The organism is Nonomuraea ferruginea, assembly GCF_039540635.1.
GTDB classification, from domain to species: Bacteria; Actinomycetota; Actinomycetes; order Streptosporangiales; family Streptosporangiaceae; genus Nonomuraea; species Nonomuraea ferruginea.
In genome coordinates this window covers 340,092-355,975 of record NZ_BAABFD010000006.1, presented here as the reverse complement: position 1 = coordinate 355,975, position 15,884 = coordinate 340,092, and the positions used below count along the sequence as shown (strand labels likewise).

At 72.2% G+C, this 15,884-nt stretch carries 18 protein-coding genes; 8 read left to right on the top strand and 10 right to left on the bottom strand.

Features of this window, described 5'->3' with window-relative positions:
* Positions 1–591, bottom strand: a complete 591-nt coding sequence (locus tag ABD999_RS14645; protein WP_271276663.1) for a CGNR zinc finger domain-containing protein — start codon at positions 589–591, stop codon at positions 1–3.
* A gap of 113 nt (positions 592–704) precedes the next feature.
* On the opposite strand from ABD999_RS14645, the gene ABD999_RS14640 reads away from it, so the two are divergent.
* From ABD999_RS14640 to ABD999_RS14630, 3 genes are read left to right on the top strand one after another with little or no spacing between them, the layout of a single operon-like run.
* Entirely contained in the window at positions 705–1,157 is a 453-nt protein-coding gene (locus tag ABD999_RS14640) for a VOC family protein (RefSeq protein WP_271276664.1), read from the top strand.
* Between the two features lie 22 nt (positions 1,158–1,179).
* Positions 1,180–2,091: a pyridoxamine 5'-phosphate oxidase family protein gene (locus tag ABD999_RS14635; protein ID WP_271276665.1), complete on the top strand. Its 912-nt coding sequence runs from the start codon at positions 1,180–1,182 to the stop codon at positions 2,089–2,091.
* A 16-nt stretch (positions 2,092–2,107) separates the two neighbouring features.
* Positions 2,108–2,563 (top strand): nuclear transport factor 2 family protein, encoded by a 456-nt coding sequence (locus tag ABD999_RS14630; RefSeq protein ID WP_219545459.1) that lies wholly within the window; start codon positions 2,108–2,110, stop codon positions 2,561–2,563.
* Between the two features lie 10 nt (positions 2,564–2,573).
* On the opposite strand, the gene ABD999_RS14625 is transcribed toward ABD999_RS14630, so the two are convergent.
* Entirely contained in the window at positions 2,574–3,449 is an 876-nt protein-coding gene (locus ABD999_RS14625) for a hypothetical protein (RefSeq protein ID WP_271276666.1), read from the bottom strand.
* Between the two features lie 133 nt (positions 3,450–3,582).
* On the opposite strand from ABD999_RS14625, the gene ABD999_RS14620 reads away from it, so the two are divergent.
* A complete protein-coding gene (locus ABD999_RS14620; RefSeq protein WP_148036186.1) occupies positions 3,583–3,873 on the top strand; it encodes a YiaA/YiaB family inner membrane protein in 291 nt (96 codons plus the stop codon).
* Between the two features lie 6 nt (positions 3,874–3,879).
* On the opposite strand, the gene ABD999_RS14615 is transcribed toward ABD999_RS14620, so the two are convergent.
* From ABD999_RS14615 to ABD999_RS14605, 3 genes are all read right to left on the bottom strand, one after another.
* Positions 3,880–4,530, bottom strand: coding sequence for a response regulator (locus ABD999_RS14615; protein ID WP_271276667.1), 651 nt, complete (start codon positions 4,528–4,530; stop codon positions 3,880–3,882).
* 21 nt (positions 4,531–4,551) lie between these two features.
* Positions 4,552–5,667: a MacS family sensor histidine kinase gene (macS, locus tag ABD999_RS14610; RefSeq protein ID WP_271276668.1), complete on the bottom strand. Its 1,116-nt coding sequence runs from the start codon at positions 5,665–5,667 to the stop codon at positions 4,552–4,554.
* Between the two features lie 88 nt (positions 5,668–5,755).
* The gene (locus tag ABD999_RS14605) at positions 5,756–7,012 is read right to left on the bottom strand and encodes an MFS transporter (protein WP_271276669.1); all 1,257 of its coding nucleotides are present in this window, start codon (positions 7,010–7,012) and stop codon (positions 5,756–5,758) included.
* Between the two features lie 85 nt (positions 7,013–7,097).
* Between ABD999_RS14605 and ABD999_RS14600 the strand changes: the two genes are divergently transcribed.
* Complete coding sequence (locus tag ABD999_RS14600) at positions 7,098–7,649, top strand: CGNR zinc finger domain-containing protein (protein WP_271276670.1); 552 nt, start codon at positions 7,098–7,100, stop codon at positions 7,647–7,649.
* Here ABD999_RS14600 and ABD999_RS14595 read toward each other — a convergent pair.
* From ABD999_RS14595 to ABD999_RS14585, 3 genes are read right to left on the bottom strand one after another with little or no spacing between them, the layout of a single operon-like run.
* A complete protein-coding gene (locus ABD999_RS14595) occupies positions 7,628–8,617 on the bottom strand; it encodes a hypothetical protein (protein ID WP_271276671.1) in 990 nt (329 codons plus the stop codon). The two genes, ABD999_RS14600 and ABD999_RS14595, sit on opposite strands and share 22 nt — an antisense overlap.
* A 45-nt stretch (positions 8,618–8,662) precedes the next feature.
* The gene (locus tag ABD999_RS14590) at positions 8,663–9,256 is read right to left on the bottom strand and encodes a response regulator transcription factor (RefSeq protein WP_271276672.1); all 594 of its coding nucleotides are present in this window, start codon (positions 9,254–9,256) and stop codon (positions 8,663–8,665) included.
* A complete protein-coding gene (locus ABD999_RS14585; RefSeq protein ID WP_271276673.1) occupies positions 9,253–10,380 on the bottom strand; it encodes a sensor histidine kinase in 1,128 nt (375 codons plus the stop codon). Before ABD999_RS14585 ends, ABD999_RS14590 begins: the two co-directional genes overlap by 4 nt.
* A gap of 100 nt (positions 10,381–10,480) precedes the next feature.
* Between ABD999_RS14585 and ABD999_RS14580 the strand changes: the two genes are divergently transcribed.
* The gene (locus ABD999_RS14580; RefSeq protein ID WP_271276674.1) at positions 10,481–10,951 is read left to right on the top strand and encodes a nitroreductase family deazaflavin-dependent oxidoreductase; all 471 of its coding nucleotides are present in this window, start codon (positions 10,481–10,483) and stop codon (positions 10,949–10,951) included.
* Here the strand turns inward: ABD999_RS14580 and ABD999_RS14575 are convergent.
* Positions 10,901–11,890, bottom strand: a complete 990-nt coding sequence (locus tag ABD999_RS14575) for an LLM class flavin-dependent oxidoreductase (RefSeq protein ID WP_148036195.1) — start codon at positions 11,888–11,890, stop codon at positions 10,901–10,903. The genes ABD999_RS14580 and ABD999_RS14575 overlap by 51 nt on opposite strands.
* A gap of 279 nt (positions 11,891–12,169) precedes the next feature.
* Between ABD999_RS14575 and ABD999_RS14570 the strand changes: the two genes are divergently transcribed.
* Complete coding sequence (locus tag ABD999_RS14570; RefSeq protein ID WP_271276675.1) at positions 12,170–14,185, top strand: CehA/McbA family metallohydrolase; 2,016 nt, start codon at positions 12,170–12,172, stop codon at positions 14,183–14,185.
* Here ABD999_RS14570 and ABD999_RS14565 read toward each other — a convergent pair.
* Positions 14,182–14,367, bottom strand: coding sequence for a hypothetical protein (locus ABD999_RS14565; RefSeq protein ID WP_271276676.1), 186 nt, complete (start codon positions 14,365–14,367; stop codon positions 14,182–14,184). The two genes, ABD999_RS14570 and ABD999_RS14565, sit on opposite strands and share 4 nt — an antisense overlap.
* A 400-nt stretch (positions 14,368–14,767) precedes the next feature.
* On the opposite strand from ABD999_RS14565, the gene pip reads away from it, so the two are divergent.
* Entirely contained in the window at positions 14,768–15,691 is a 924-nt protein-coding gene (gene pip, locus ABD999_RS14560) for a prolyl aminopeptidase (RefSeq protein WP_271276677.1), read from the top strand.
* Positions 15,692–15,884: the final 193 nt, after the last annotated feature.

The window sequence follows — 15,884 nt, the reverse complement described above, 5'->3', positions numbered from 1 at the left end:
CTATTCGGCGGTCTTCTTCTTGGCGTAGTGGCGCGCGGCTCGGGCCCGGTTGCCGCAGCCGGCTGAGCACCATTCGCGCCGGGGGGTGTCGCGGAGGAAGTAGAGCACGCAGCCGGGGCCGTGGCAGGCGTGCACCTCGTGGCGGGCCGGCCCGGCGAAGAGGACGACGGCCTCCTCGGCCAGGGCGGCGAGGGCCGCCGTGACCGGGCGGCCGGTGCTGCGGACCGTCGTGTGCGGCTCGGGGGCGGTGCGCAGCTCCCGCCATCGCGGGGCCAGGCCGGCATGACGGTTGAGGGTCGTGACGGTGTCCGGATCGGGGTCGTGGTCCGCCACGGCGGCAGCCGCCAGGGCCCGGATGACGTCCCGGAGTTCCCTGGCGAGGTGGAGGTCGCCTTCGCCCACGTCCTGGAGGTCGGCGTCCGTGACGGGGACGGCGAGGCGCGGGCGCAGGTCGCGCAGCCACGCGGTCAGGTGCTCGACGGTCAGCAGGCCGTCCTGGAGGCGGCCGCGGACCGCGTAGGCGGTGTTGGCGAGTTCGAGCGGAGGTGGCTCGCCGAGTAGGGGAGCACCGCCGCCGGGGAGCTGTGCCACGTCCACTTTCTAATGCTCTCTTCCGCTTGACATCGTAAGAAACCTCCGCAACTATTCTAATGGATGATGACTGATGCGGCCGTTAGATCGGTCGCCTGCATGGGAGGTCCAGCATGAACGCTCCGGTCCTGAAGACCGGGCACGTCGGCCTGAACGTGACTGATCTAACCCGTTCCATCGCCTTCTACCGCCAGGTCTTCGGCTTCGACGTCCTCGGCGAGCAGGCCGAGGGGGATCGCAGGTTCGCGTTCCTCGGCCGGGACGGCGGCCTGATGGTGACGCTGTGGCAGCAGAGCGACGGCGGCTTCGCCGCCGACCGGCCCGGACTGCACCATCTGGCGTTCCAGGTGCCCGACATCGAGGCGGTGCGCCTTGCCGAGGCCACTTTGCGCGACCTCGGCGTGCCGCTCGTCTACGACGGCGTGGTGCCGCACGGGGAGGGCGCCTCCTCCGGCGGCGTGTTCTTCACCGACCCGGACGGCATCCGCCTGGAGATCTACGCGCCGACCGGCGCCGACACCGCGCCCGCGCCGACGCAGGGCGCGCCGACCTGCGGTTTCTTCTGATACCGCGCGGAAGGAACTGACCATGCTCCACCAAGGCGAACACACGGTGCAGCGCCGCGCCGGTCTGACCCGCGACAGATGGGGGTCGGCCCGCGTCGGCGCGACCGTCCCGCCGGTGGCCGCGGACTTCGCCGGCCGGCAGCGGCTGGTGGTGATCGCGGCCGCCGACGACGCCGGCGCGGCCTGGACCGGCGTGATCACCGGTCCGCCCGGGTTCGTCGCCGCGCCCGACGACCGCACGCTCGTCGTCGGGCGGCTCCCCGCTGCGGGGGATCCGCTCGCGGGCCTGTTCGACGCCGAGCGGGACATCGGCATACTCATGATCGAGCCCGGCAGCCGCAAACGGATGCGCGTCAACGGGCGAGCCGGCAGAGATGGTGACCGGCTGCTGGTGCGTACAGCACAGGTGTATTCCAACTGCCCCAAATACATCCAGACTCGTACGTACGCCAACGAGACGGTGCGAGGGGACGCGGTCGCCGGCGGTGAGCTGACCGCCGGGCAGCAGCGGTGGATCGCCGGCGCCGACACGTTCTTCATCGGCACCTACGCGCCCGGCCAGGGCGCGGACGCGTCGCATCGGGGCGGCAACCCCGGCTTCGTCACCGTGACCGGAGACCGGCGGCTGACCTGGCCCGACTACACGGGCAACGCCATGTACATGACGTTGGGCAACCTCGAACTCGAACCCCGCTGCGGGCTGCTGTTCCTCGACTGGGAGAACGGGGACACGCTGCACCTGACCGGCCGCGCCCGCGTCGACTGGGACCCTGACAGGGCCGCGACGGTCCCCGGCGCCAAGCGGCTCGTCGACTTCTCCGTCGAGCGGGTGGTCCAGATTTCCGGCGGTATGGGGCAGCGCTGGGCTTTCGGCGAATACTCCCGCTTCAACCCGGAAGGAAGCAAAGAGGCTTCTTCCGCCACCGCACATTGATCACCAAGGAGTACGCATGACCCCGCCACCCGTCCCGCCTTTCACGGCCGAGACCGCCCGGGCCAAGGTCCAGGCGGCCGAGAACGCCTGGAACACCCGCGACCCGCGCCGCGTGGCCCTCGCCTACACTCCCGACTCGGTCTGGCGCAACCGCGACGAGTTCATCACCGGCCGGGACGAGATCATCGCCTTCCTGACCCGTAAGTGGGAGAAGGAGCTCGACTACGTGCTCCGCAAGGAGCTCTGGGCCTTCACCGACGATCGGATCGCGGTCCGGTTCCAGTACGAATGGCACGACGCCGACGGACAGTGGTGGCGCAGCTACGGTAACGAACTCTGGGAGTTCGACGCGGAAGGGCTGATGCGGCGGCGGGAGGCCAGCATCAACGACGTGGCCATCACCGAGGAGCAACGGCGCATCTCCGGCTCGCGCCCGGCCGACGAGCTGGGCCGGTCCATCCCGCTCAGGTGACACGCCCGCTTCAGGAGTTCTTTTCGTCCTCCGGGATGTGCGCGTTCTGCTCGCGGACGTACTCCAGCAGGTCACGCTCGTCGATGACCTCATCGGCGGGCGGGGCGGTGACGACGACGCGGGACCCCCAGCCGGTGTAACGCGTGTCGGTCCGCTTGACCGGCGGCTTCTTCCCCGACCCTGCGGTGTCGGTGGTGGTCAGGCGCTTGAGGAGGCCGTCACGGCCGGTCCAGAGGCGCCAGGCGATCTTTCCCTTGTTCTTCCCGCTGATCGGCCGCCCGGAGGTCCAGCTGATGGCGGCGCCCTTGGAGATCGTGCGCAGGTCCTTGTAGCTCATGGCGCCCCAGTAGAGGAGTCCGCCGGAGACGGGCTTGCGCGCCGAGCGCTTCAGCACGGCCTTCAGCGTGGACGGGTCGTACACGCTGATCGGCTGCAGGCTCACGTCCCGATCCATGTCCCGGCCCATGCTCCCCCTGTGCTTCGAGGGGTATCGGATCCACTCCTTGCCCTCCGGGGTCGGCCCGGGATACTGGCCGGCGTCCACGTACACGTCCGCACCGACGCGGATCACGCGGTGGAGCTCCGGCTTCTTCTTCGTCTTCGCCGAGGGCAGGTCCCACCAGGTGTAGTCCGCGGCCGCCGGGCCCGAGGGGGCGAGCCGGAGGCGGCCCTTGATCCGGGTCCCGTTCCCGGAGACCGTCGACTTCCCGCCGAAGAAGTAGCGGCTGGTCTCGGAGATCCGGACGCCCTGCTTGTTCACGAGCTGCCGCTTGAGAGCGCGCGCCGGATCCGGCGCGCCCGCCTGGGCGGCGGCGGGACTTGTGGCGAACGGTAGGGACGCGATCAGTACGGCGGTCGCCAGGGCGGTCCATCGTCTCACCGGCATATGTCCTCGCTACGGCAATGCTTCCAAGGCGATCGTAACGTGGCCGTCATCGTCACGGCAGTGCCTGCTACTCAGGGCGGATTGGGTACGCGTACTCAGGCGGGCGCCCGGTCCGTGCCGGACGCTGGGTGGCATGACCAAACCAGTCCAGCCCACCATGACCGCCGCTTACTACGCGCAATGCGTCATCTCCTTCGCGGTCGCACTCGGCAGCGTGGGGATCGGCATCGTCTTCCTGCCGGTCAACCCCTGGGTCCGCGCGTTCCTCGCGGTCGCCGTGCTCTACACGGTGACGTCGGCGTTCGGCCTGGCCAAGTGCGTGCGCGATCGGCAGGAGGCGGCGAACACGGCCAGCCGCGTCGACCAGGCGCGCCTGGACAAGCTGCTCTCCGAGCACGACCCGTTCAAGGTCGACAATCTCTGAGCCGGTCTACGCCCCGTCGAGTCCGCGTTCGATCGCGTATCGGACGAGTTCGACGCGGTTGTGGAGCTGGAGCTTGTTCAAGGTGTTCTGTACGTGGTTCTGCACGGTCCGGTGGCTGAGGACGAGCCGTTCGGCTATCTGCCTGTACGACAGGCCCTTGGCGACCAGGCGGAGCACCTCCGTCTCGCGGTCGGTGAGGCGGGGGCCGTCGTCGGAAGGTCGCTGGGTGGCGAGGCGGCGATACTCGCCGAGCACCAGGCCGGCCAGGCCGGGGGTGAAGACCGGCTCCCCTTCGGCGGTGCGCTTGACGGCGTCGAGGAACTCCTCCCGGCTCGCCGACTTGACCAGGTAGCCGGAGGCGCCGGCCTTGACGGCTTCGAGCACGTCCTCGTGCTCGCCGCTCGCCGACAGCATCAGGACGCGGGGCGGATGCTCGGACGCGGCCAGCCCTCTGGCCACTTCCGCGCCGGGCAGGTCGGGCAGCCTCAGGTCGAGGACGACCACCTCGGGGCGTACGGCGCCGGCGACGCGGAGCGCCTGGCGGCCCTCGCCGGTGGTCGCCACCACCTGGTATCCGGCGTGCTCAAGGTCGCGGGCGACCGCGTCCCGCCACATCGGATGGTCGTCCACCACCATCACCCGCAGTGCGCTGGTCATGCCGTAACTGTAGACCCGGGTTCACGTGTGGACGGGGATGACGAATTCGACCTCGGTCCCCTGGCCGGGCACGGACGTGAAGCCGACGGTGCCGCCGACGCCGGCGATCCGGCCCTTGATGGACTGCGCGATGCCGAGCCTGCCCTCCGTCTCGGCCTCCTCCAGTCGTCCGGCGGGGATGCCGGGGCCCTCGTCGCGCACGGTGATGGTCACCGTGTCGCCGTCGTGCTCGGCGAAGACCCAGGCCCTGGCGTCCTCGCCGCAGTGCCGCCTGACGTTGTCGAGCGCCGCGCCGACGGCGGCGACCACCTCGTCGGCCTGACGGGCGGGGAGCGGCACAGGGGTGGCCGGCGCCGAGACGGTGACCGCCGGTGTGGTGAACCGGCGTAAGCGGGCGCCCACGTCGACCAGGCCCGCGCTGTCCTGTGCCGCCGGGGCCGGGCCGCTGCGGATCAGCTCCCGTACCGCCGCTTCCTGCTCTCCGGCGAGCCGTCCCAGCTCGGCGGCCTCCCCGCCGATCTCCTGCCCGCGGCGCTGCATCAGCGCCAGGACCTGGAGGACCGAGTCGTGGATCCCGCGGGCCAGCCGCTCGCGTTCCCGGTTGGCCGCCTCCAGCTCGGCGGCCTGCTGAAGACGCTCTTCCGCCTGCTTGGTCAGCCGCGCCACGTGCCCGACGACGGCCCCGGCGAGGATGAGCAGGACGGCTCCGTTGACCGGGACGGAGAGGTTGAACTCGTGCAGCCCGCGCAGCCACAGGTCGGCGAGCGACAGGACGACGGCCGCGACCGCGCCCGCCCGCCGCCCGCCGTAGACGGCCCAGGCGAGCACGGGCGCGCCGACCCAGGTCGCCGTGACCGGCATCAGACCCGCCTGCCCGGCCTGGGATCCCTGGACGTAGGGCGAGGCCAGCAGGCAGCCGAGGGTGACGAGGACGTCCACCGTGAGGAGCCTGCGGCTTCTCACGGTCGAGTACGCGACGGTGGTGACCACCGTCCAGACCGCCATCACACCGAGGACGAGCCAGCCCGCGAGCGGACGCTGGTAGCCGCCGGCGGTCGCCAGCAGCAGCGCGGCGTAGACCAGGGAGGCGACGCGGTAGACCGCGATCGCCCGCCAGAACGACCCCTCGATCTCCATCCGGCCCCATCACGCTCGATCGGCGTCCGACTATATGGTGACTCACCCCGGGCGCCGCCTAACGAGCCGCACCCGTGTTCGGCAGTCATCAGTGAGCCGCGACGGTTTCGTCCGGGGCTTCGACGGCCGCCGACAGGTCGGTGCGGAGTGCGTAGCGGATGAAGGCCGCCATCACCACCAGCGCGAGCACCGTGGCGAGGACGAACGCCGCGCGCACCCCCCACAGCTCCGCTATCACTCCGGCCAGGGCCGCGCCCGGGGGAAGGACGCCCCAGCTGAGGACGCGTGAGGCCGCGTACACCCGGCCCAGCAGCTCGGGCGGGGAGAGGTTCTGGCGGATGGTGGCCACGAGGATGCGCCAGATGCTCGACCCGGCGCCCGCCACCACCGCGCCGGCGGCGACCGCCCAGGCGGGGGCGTCCACGGCGACGGGCAGGACCAGGAGCACGGTGCCGGCGGCGTCGGCGATGAGCAGGGTGGTCACGCCGAAGCGGCGGCGCAGTGGCTCCACCACGGCCGACGCGACCAGGCCGCCGACCGCCATGGCGGTGAGCAGGAGCCCGTACTGGGTGGTGGTGAGCCCGAGCGGGCCGGGTGCGACCGCGTACACGACGAGCAGGGCGGTGGCGGCGGCCCACACGACGTTCATCACGGCGGTGTAGAGGGTGAGGGTGCGCACCACGGGCTGGCGCCAGAGGTAGCGCAGGCCCGCGACCAGGCCGTCACGGGGCCGGTCGGGGTGGGGCGTGCCGGCGCCGGCCGGTACGGGGGAGAGCGTCATGACGAGGATGCCCGCGACCGCCAGGACGTAGAGGACGGCGCTGGCGCCGGTGGCCAGGGCGAGGGTGGTCGCGGCCAGGAGGCCGGCGAGGGGCGGGCCGGCGAGCTGGTTCGTGACGTTGATGGTGGCTTCGACGCGGGCGTTGGCACGACCGCGCGCGGTGGGGGGCACGACTCGCGGGATGGTCGAGGTCAGCGCCGTGTCGACGAGGGTTTCCGCGACGCCGAGCAGGACGGCCGCGGCGATGATCAGCGGGAGTGAGAGGACTCCCGCGAGGTGGGCGGCGGTCAGGCCGGCCAGGAGGGCGGCGCGGGCCAGGTTGACCCCGGTGAGGAGGGCGCGCCGGTCGACGCGGTCGACGATCCAGCCCGCGTGCAGCCCGAACAGCGGCCAGGCCAGGGTGAGCGCGGTCGTCACGGCCGCCACCCCGCCGGGCGAGGCGCCGACGGCGAGGGCCAGCAGGGGCAGCGCGAACAGGGCCATGCCGTCACCGAGGTTCGCGGCGCCGGTGCCGAACCACAGGCCGTTGAACGACCGGCCGAGTGACGCGGGAAGGATGCGCATAGGTCTCACCTTTCAAAGTAGGTTGAACGGTAAGACTGCGCGGTCTCACCTGTCAATCGGGATTGATTGGTGAGATACTGGAGGCATGACCGCAGTGGAACTGGTCGGGAACGCGCTCTGTCTGGACTTCGCCAACACCGTCAACGCCCGCCCCGTCGCCGAGCGGGACTGGCTGGCGACGCCCGAGGAGGCCCTGACCTGGGCAGGCGCCGTCGGCCTGGCCGTCGAGGACCCGGCCGGGCTGGCGGACGCTCTGCCCGAGGCGCGGGAGCTGCGGGAGGCCGTCTTCCGGGTGTTCTGGGCGCTCGCCCACGGCGGGCAGCCGCCCCGGGAGGACCTCGCCGCGCTGATGGCCGCCTACGCCGAGGGATCCGGCCACGCCCGGCTCGACGAGGACGGCGACACCTACCGGCTGCGGTGGGAGGCTCCCCGTACGGTGCGCGTGCTGCTGTGGGAGGTCGCCGAATCGGCGGTCGAGCTGCTCACCCACGGGCCGTTGGACCGGCTCGGCGCCTGCCCGTCATGCGTGTGGCTGTTCCTGGACACGAGCAGGAACCGGCGGCGCCGCTGGTGCAGCATGACGACGTGCGGCAGCCGCGACAAGTCCCGCCGCTACTACGCCACCCACTCGACGTAGCGGCCCGCGGCGTGGGAGCGGATTCTCGTGGCGGCGGTGACGAGCAGGGCGACCGCCGCGACCGCGAAGACCAGGTTCCCGATGAGGTCGGCCATCGGATCGGTGGGGACGGCCGGAGGCTGCGGGAAGCCGTGCCAGGCGTAGGTGAGCACACCGCCCGCCGCCAGCCCGAACCGCTGCCACATCCCCCATCCCGGCTGCCCGGACCAGCGCACGACCAGCACGCAGACGGTGGCGTACAGAGCGAGGTGGATGGCCGTGACCAGCCAGGCGCCGAGCGCGTCCACGTTCATCACGGGCAGCCAGAACGCGGCCCCGGCCGCCAGCGAGAACGCGAGCACCGCCCAGCCCCCGGGCCCCCGTCCGGACCGGATGGTGCCCGGCGCGGCGGGGGTGCGGCGGCGCAGGGCGAGGAACACCAGCAGGCCCGCCAGCAGGGCCACGCCCGCGAGCCGCCCGAACCCGGGATCGTACGGATCCGTCGCGAACACCGCCGAGGCCGCCGCCCCCAGGACGAGCAGCACCCCCGCCACCACCAGGCCCGGCCTGCGCAGCCACGGCTCCGAGGCCCGGGCGGGCACCAGCGACTCCATGACGGCGATCGGCACGCAGATGCTGCCCACCACGTGAACGCCCAGCACGAACACCGTCCACCAGGCGCTCACCTCCACGCCGGGGATCCAGGCGTACGACCGCAGGTCCATCCCCGCGAAGCCGGGGTTGAACAGGGATCGGGTGACCAGCCCTTCCTCGATCAGGCCGTACGCGACGGCGAGCAGCACGATGCCCGGCCAGCCCACGCCCCGGCGCCTGGCCAGCTCGCGGACGAGCAGCGCGCCGCCCCCGTACAGCGGGGCCAGGGTGATCAGCGCGACCAGCATGGTGACGGGCAGATTGCCCAGCAGGAACTCGCCGATGAGCGGCGACAGGAAGAAGAGCCCGAGCGCGGGCGCGATGCGTTTCCCCATGTCACCAGCGTCGCGAGAGCGGCGGGCGGCCGGTAGTGACGTTCGTCAGAGCCAGCCCTTGGCCTCCGCGGCGCGTGCCGCCTCGGCCCGGTTGCGGGCGCCGAGCTTGCCGATGGCCGACGACAGGTAGTTGCGTACGGTGCCGTCCGACAGGTACAGACGGCGGGCGATGTCGGCGATCGTCCCGCCCTCGGTGGCGGCGCGCAGCACGTCGCGTTCGCGGCCGGTGAGGGGGTTGGCGCCTTCGGAGAGGCTGGCGGCGGCCAGCTTCCTGTCGAACACCCGCTCACCGGCGTGCACCCGGCGGATCGCGTCGGCCAGCTCCCCGGCCCTGGCGTCCTTGACCACATAACCGGCGACGCCGGCGTCCATGGCGCGCCGCAGGTAACCGGGCCGCCCGAACGTCGTCAGGATGATCACCCGTACGCCGGTGAGCCCGGCCGCGACGGTGAGGCCGTCGCCGCCGGGCATCTCGATGTCGAGCAGGACGACGTCGGGCCGCGTCGCGGCGACCGCGGCACCCACCTCGTCCCCGCGGCCCACCTGGCCGGCGACCTCGATGCCGGGCTCCAGGCCGAGCAAGGCCGCCAGCGCCTCCCGTACGAGATGCTGGTCGTCGGCGAGCAGGACGCGGATCATGAGCTTCCTTTCGCAGGCGGCCGGGCCCGGGGAACGGCGTCTTCCCGGGGCGGGCGGGCCGGCAGAGGGACACGGGCGTGCAGGCGGAAGCCGCCGTGCTCGGCCGGTCCGCCGTGCAGGGTGCCGCCCGCGAGCTCGACCCGTTCGGCGAGCCCGCGCAGCCCGGTGCCGCCGTCGCCAGGGGCGGAGCCGCGGCCGTCGTCGGTGACCTCGACGTACGCCTCGCCGCCGGCGGTCCCCAGCCCGATGCGGCACCGGCGGGCGCGGCTGTGCCGGACCACGTTCGTCGCGCCCTCCCGCACCACCCAGGCCAGCACCGGCTCCACCTCGGCGGGGACCGGCACGGCCGACACCTCGGCGCGCACGCCGGCGGCGGCGAGCGCCCGCCGGGCCCCGTCCAGCTCCTCCGGCAGCGACAGCTCGCGGTAGCCGGCGATCGCGTCGCGCACGTCAGAAAGCGCCTGCCGGGACAGCTCCTCCACGTCGCCGATCTCCGCCGCCGCCCGTGCGGGGTCGGCCGTCAGCAGTCTGCCCGCGAGCTGGCTCTTCAACGTCATCACCGCCAGGCTGTGGCCGAGGATGTCGTGCATGTCGCGGGCGAAGCGCAGCCGCTCGTTGTCCACGGCCAGCCGCTCCACCTCGGCGTTCGCCCGGGACAGGGCACGGTTCGCGGCGGTCAGCGCGAGGAAGGCGCGCATCGCCCCGGCGAACACCGCCGCCTGCAGCGGGATCCACCAGCTGTCCGCGAGCGGCGCGCCCAGCAGCGGCAGCGCCAGCGCGACGCCTCCGACGGTCAGCGCGGCCCCGGCCGGCATGGCCCGCTCGGGCAGGGCTGCGGCCAGCGCCGTGATCAGGAAGAAGGAGGCGGCGAACACCCACAGCTCGCCCAGCGCCGGCGCCAGTCCGGCCGCGGCCGCGTACAGGAGGACGAGCGTGTACGGGGTCGCGTTCCCGTGCGGGCGGTCCAGGGCCGTCCACACGACCCGGAGGTAGAGCGCGGCGAAGCAGACCAGCCCCGCTGCCACGAGCGCCACCTCGGCGGCGGACGGCGAGCGGGACAGGAAGCCGGGGAGCGGCCATACCAGGACGGCGAGGTAGACGGAGGTCCAGAGCCGGCCCTTCATGCCGATCACCCTAACCGGGGGACTCCGGGCGCAGACCTGACGAATGTCATGGGCTGGGCGACTTGACCTCAACCCCGGTCGAAGTTCCACACTTGATCGCATGGACGAGGTAATCGACAGCCCGACGGGCTGGGTGGCCGAGCACATCCGCCGCTACGTGGAGACGGACGGAGAGAGCGGGCACCTGTTCCAGGGGCTGCCCACGCTGCTGCTCACGACCCGGGGCAGGAAGTCGGGGCAACTGCGCCGCACGGCGCTGATCTACGGGCAGGACGGCGACCGCTACCTGCTCGTCGCCTCCAACGGCGGCTCCGCGCAGCACCCCGCCTGGTATCTCAACCTGATCGCTGATCCGGACGTCACCGTGCAGGTGCGGGCCGACAGGTTCGCCGCCCGCGCCCGCACCGCCACCGAGCAGGAGAAGAAGGAGCTGTGGCCGGGCATGGCCACCGTGTTCCCGACGTACGACACGTACCAGTCCAGAACGGACCGGGACATCCCGCTGGTGATCCTGGAGCGGTCAGGCGGGGACGAGGCCCTGGACCTCGGCGAGAAGCTCGAAGGAGCGTAGCCAGGCCTCCCGGTCGGGGGCCGCCGACACCGTGATGAGCTCGTCGGCCCCGACATGCTCGGCGAACCGGCCCAGATACTCCTTGACCTCGCCGGGCGTGCCGACGGCCGAGTACTTGGTCATCTGGAGGATCTGCTGCCCGGCGGGCGACTCCAGGATCATGTCCGCCTCTTCGGCGGTGAACTCGCGCTCGCGGCCCAGCAGGAGGCTCACCCGGTTGCGCTTGGCGGCCAGGAACTGCTCCTCCGCCTTCTCCCTGGTGTCGGCGGTGATCACGTTCACGCCGGCGATCACGTACGGCTCGGCGAGCTGCGCGGACGGCTTGAACTCGCGCCGGTAGAGCGCGACCGCCTCCTCCAGTGCGGCGGGCGCGAAGTGCGAGGCGAACGCGTACGGCAGCCCGAGCATGGCCGCGAGCTGCGCGCCGAACAGCGAGGACCCGAGGATGTACAGCGGCACATCGGTGCCCTTGCCCGGTGTCGCGTCCACGCCCGGGATGCGGGAGTCGCCGGTCAGGTAGCCCTGCAGCTCCAGCACGTCCTGCGGGAAGCTGTCCGCCGAGGAGGGCGTGCGGCGCAGCGCCCGCATGGTCTTCTGGTCGCTGCCGGGCGCCCGCCCGAGGCCCAGGTCGATCCGGCCGGGGTGCAGCGTGGCGAGCGTGCCGTACTGCTCGGCGATGGTCAGCGGGGAGTGGTTGGGCAGCATGACGCCGCCGGCGCCGAGACGGATGGTGCTCGTCCGCGCGGCCACGTGCGCGATCAGCACGCTGGTGGCCGAGGACGCGATCGAGGGCATGTTGTGGTGCTCGGCATACCAGATGCGCCGGTATCCCCACTGCTCGGCACGCCGCGCCAGCTCCACGCTGGCAGCGAAACTGTCGGCGGCGGTCTCTCCCTTGCCGATGTACGCGAGATCGAGAATGGAGAGAGGCAGGGGCATGGGACGTACCTTTCCTTGAGCGGGTACCAAAAGGTAACCGGTGCCCGGGTCCCATTATTTCCGGCACACCACCTCCTGGCCTGGCCGTCTTCTCCCTGGACGCCGGGTAGCATCCGCCATGTGAACCGTCGCATCGTCGCCCTTATGGTCATCATCGGGATGGTCGGGATGAGTGGGCTCGCCGTGGTCGTCTCGGCCGTGCAGTCGGGCGGTGGGTGGTAAGTACCTGACGGGTCCAGCGTTTCGTGACACGATGTCGGTGACTTCGAGGAGTGTCCGATGTGTGACGATCCGCTGCTTCCCGAGACTGTCGCCCGCGCGCTGACCGATTACCGGGACCTCCGCGATCAGCACGGCGTGTGCTGGGGCGAGGAGCCGCTGTCGTACGTGGTCCAGGCGTGGGCCACCGTCTTCCTCGACCGGAGCCACGACTACTGGGCCACCGGGATGCGGCAGCTCGCCGAGCGCCTGCCCGGGGCGTCCGAGGACGAGATCGACGACCGGATGGGCGAGGTGGACGTCGACCGGGTGGTCCGCGACGCGCTCGGCGGCGGAGTGCTCACCTCACTGCCCGCGCTGCGGCTGCGGCCCGGCGCGGTCACGCTGGAGGCCCGCGCGCGGGTGGTGCTCGGCGACGAGCCAGGCCGTACGTGGTTGCTGCTGGACTCGAGCCGGGACGAGCCGGTCACGGTGATCGTGGACGGCGACGCGTACGAGATCCCGCCACGCGGAGCGAAGATCGTCGGCGTGCGGCGGGAGGTCGTCGCCGACGGGGCGCCGGTCGATCTGGCGCCGCTGACCAGGCGGGCGGAGGCGGCGGCGGTGCGGCTGCGCGCCGGGTTCCCGTGCCGGTGGAGCGTGACGTCGGCCGGCGGGCAGGGCTGGTATCCCGAAGGCGCCCCGCCCAAGGTCGACGGGCACGGCAGAGCGTACTTCCATGGCGACGACCTGGTGGTGGCGGTGCCCGCCGAGCCGATCACGGTGACGGTCACCAGGGGCATGGAGTACGCCGAGTCCGAGGTCGCGCTGACCCCGGCCGCGGGCGGGGAGACGCTGGTCGAGCTGACCCCCGAGCGGCTGTACGACGCGGCGGCGCACGGCTGGTACGGCGGCGACATGCACGTCCACCTCAACTGGATGGGCGAGGAACCGGCCGCACCCGAGCTGGCCGCGGCCGCCCAGCACGGCGAGGACCTGCACGTGCTCAACCTGGTGGCCGGGAACGTGGCGAGCGCGCGGGTCTACGACCGGGAGGCGCTCGAACATTGGCTGGGCCGCGACCTGCCGTGGTCCGACGGGCGCCACCTGGCCAGGATCGGCGTGGAGTACCGCAACGACCTGGTCGGCCACGTCGGCGCCTTCGGGCTGCGCGGGCTGCCCGAACGCTTCCACACGGGCTTCTCCGGCGACGCCGACTGGCCCCCGAACGCGGTCGCCTGCGAGGAACTGCACGAGATGGGCGCGGTGCTCGGCTACGGGCACCCGTTCCACTTGCCGGTCTCCGACACCGACCCGCCGGAGGCAGCGGTGCGGCGCGGGCGCAACTGCTCGGCCAGGGAGATCGTCGCCGACGCGGCGCTCGGCCTGATCGACACGCTGGACGTGCTCAACCACTCGTCGATCAGCGCCACGGCCGCCGTCTACCGGCGCCTGATCGGGGCCGGCAACCGGCTGACGGTGACCGCCGGCACCGACGCGGTGCTGTCGTTCTGCCACCGCGGCACCTCGTCGGGCCCGCCCGGGTGGGAGCGGGTGTACGCGCGGGTGGACGGCCCGCTCACCGCCGAGTCGTTCGCCGAGGCGATCCTCATGGGCCGCACGTTCGCCACCACCGGCCCGTGGCTCGACCTCACCGTGAACGGCCACGGCCCCGGCGACACGCTGGACCTGGCGCCAGGGGAGCACGTCGAGATCACCGTCACCTCGGTCGGGCCCGAGGTCGAGACCCTGGAGATCCGCACCGCCGACGGGGTGGTGGCCCAGGGGCCGCCCGGCCGCCTCACGGCCACGCTGACCGCGGGCGAGCCCACGTACGTGGTCGCGGTCGCCACCGGAGGGCCGCACCCGCGGGCCTTCCACGGAAGCGGCGCGTACGCGCACACGAGCCCGGTCTACCTGAACGTGGCGGGCACGCGTGTGGCGCGGCCCGAGGACGTGCGGTGGTGCCTGGACTGGCTGGACCGGCTGGAGGAGGTGCTGCGGGAGTCGGGGGTCTTCGCGACCAAGGACCAGTACGACGACCACGTGGCGCTCTACGACCGCGCGCGGCAGGTCTACCGGGCCAGGCTGGGCTAGGCCAGGCAGAGGTCCGCGCCGGCGGGGGCGGTGTCGTCGTTGAGACCCTCCAGGAGGACGGCGGCCAGGCTGCGGCGCTGGGCGGCCGTGAGGGTCATCGGCAGCACGATCGGCATCAGCTCGATGGCGCCGCCGGGCAGGTGACGGACATGGCAGGGGACGAGGGAGGAGGTGTGGAACACTCCCTCACTATGGCAGCCGCCACCGACAAGATCAGGCGGTTTTCCATGCCCACGCCGACAGCAAGGTCCTCGCAAGGCAGCGCGCTGCGCGCGAACCCGACTCGGGCCGCGCTCTGTGGGGGAGCCAAGCTCCCCCACACCCCCTTGCCAGGGGCTCCCGCCCCCGGACCCCGTGTGTGAGGCGGTTTCCGTCGAACAGGAAGGGGACGGCGCGATGGGGCTCCCGCCCCCGGACCCCGTGTGTGAGGCGGTTTCCGTTCAGAAGGGGGCGGACGGTTCGCCTCCGGACCTGGTGTGAGGCGGTTTCCGTCAAACAGGAAAGGGGACGGCGCGATCGGGCTCCCGCCCCTGGACCCCGCGTGTGAGGCGGTTTCCGTTCAGAAGGGGTGAGGATGGGGTCATGATCAATGAGAGCGGCATGCTTGACGTAGGCGACGGCAACCACGTGCATTGGGAGGTCCACGGCGCGCCCGGTGGGAAACCCGCCGTGGTGGTCCATGGCGGTCCGGGGTCGGGGGCGAGTCCCGGGTGGCTGCGGTTCTTCGACCTGGAGAAGTACCGGGTCGTGCTGTTCGACCAGCGCGGCTGTGGAAGGAGCACGCCTGACGCGGCCGACCACGACACGGACCTGTCCGTGAACACCACCCTCCACCTGATCGCCGACATGGAGCTGCTCCGCGAGCACCTGGGCATCGACCGGTGGATGCTGTTCGGCGGCTCGTGGGGGACGACGCTCGGCCTGGCCTACGCGATCCGCCACCCCGACAGGGTCACCGAGATCGTCATGTCCGGCGTCGCCACCACCACCCGGTGGGAGGTGGAGTGGATCACCGAGGGCGTCGGCCACTACTTCCCCCGCGAGTGGGAGCGGTTCCGCGACGGCGCCCCGGGTGGCGGGCGGCTCGTCGACGCCTACGCCCGGCTGCTCGCCGACCCCGACCCGGCCGTCCGGGAGAAGGCGGCCCGCGACTGGTGCGACTGGGAGGACTCCCACGTACGGGTGCGCGCCGACCAGGAGCCCGACCCGCGCTACACCGACCCCCGGTTCAGGATGCGGTTCGCGCGGCTGGTCACCCACTACTGGAGCAACCACGCCTGGCTGGAGGACGGCGAGATCCTGGCCGGGGTGGAGAAGCTGGGCGACGTGCCCGGCGTCCTGGTACACGGCCGGATCGACCTGAGCAGCCCGCTGCGGACGGCGTGGGAGCTGTCGAGAGCGTGGCCGGGCTGCGAGCTGGTGATCGTCGAGGAGGCGGGCCACAGCGGCGGTCAGCCGGGCATGCGCGACGCCCTGAAGGCGGCGGTCGAGCGGTTCGCCCGATAAGGGCCGGTGAACGGCGCGCCGCACACCGGGTGGCCGTCGGCAAGGACCCCGCGATGATCCCGGGTGAACGGGCGCGCCGCACACCTGGGTGGCTGTCGGCAAGGACCCCGCGATGATCCCGGGTGAACGGGCGCGCCGCACACCTGGGTGGCTGTCGGCAAGGACCCCATGACGATCCCGGGTGAACGGCGCG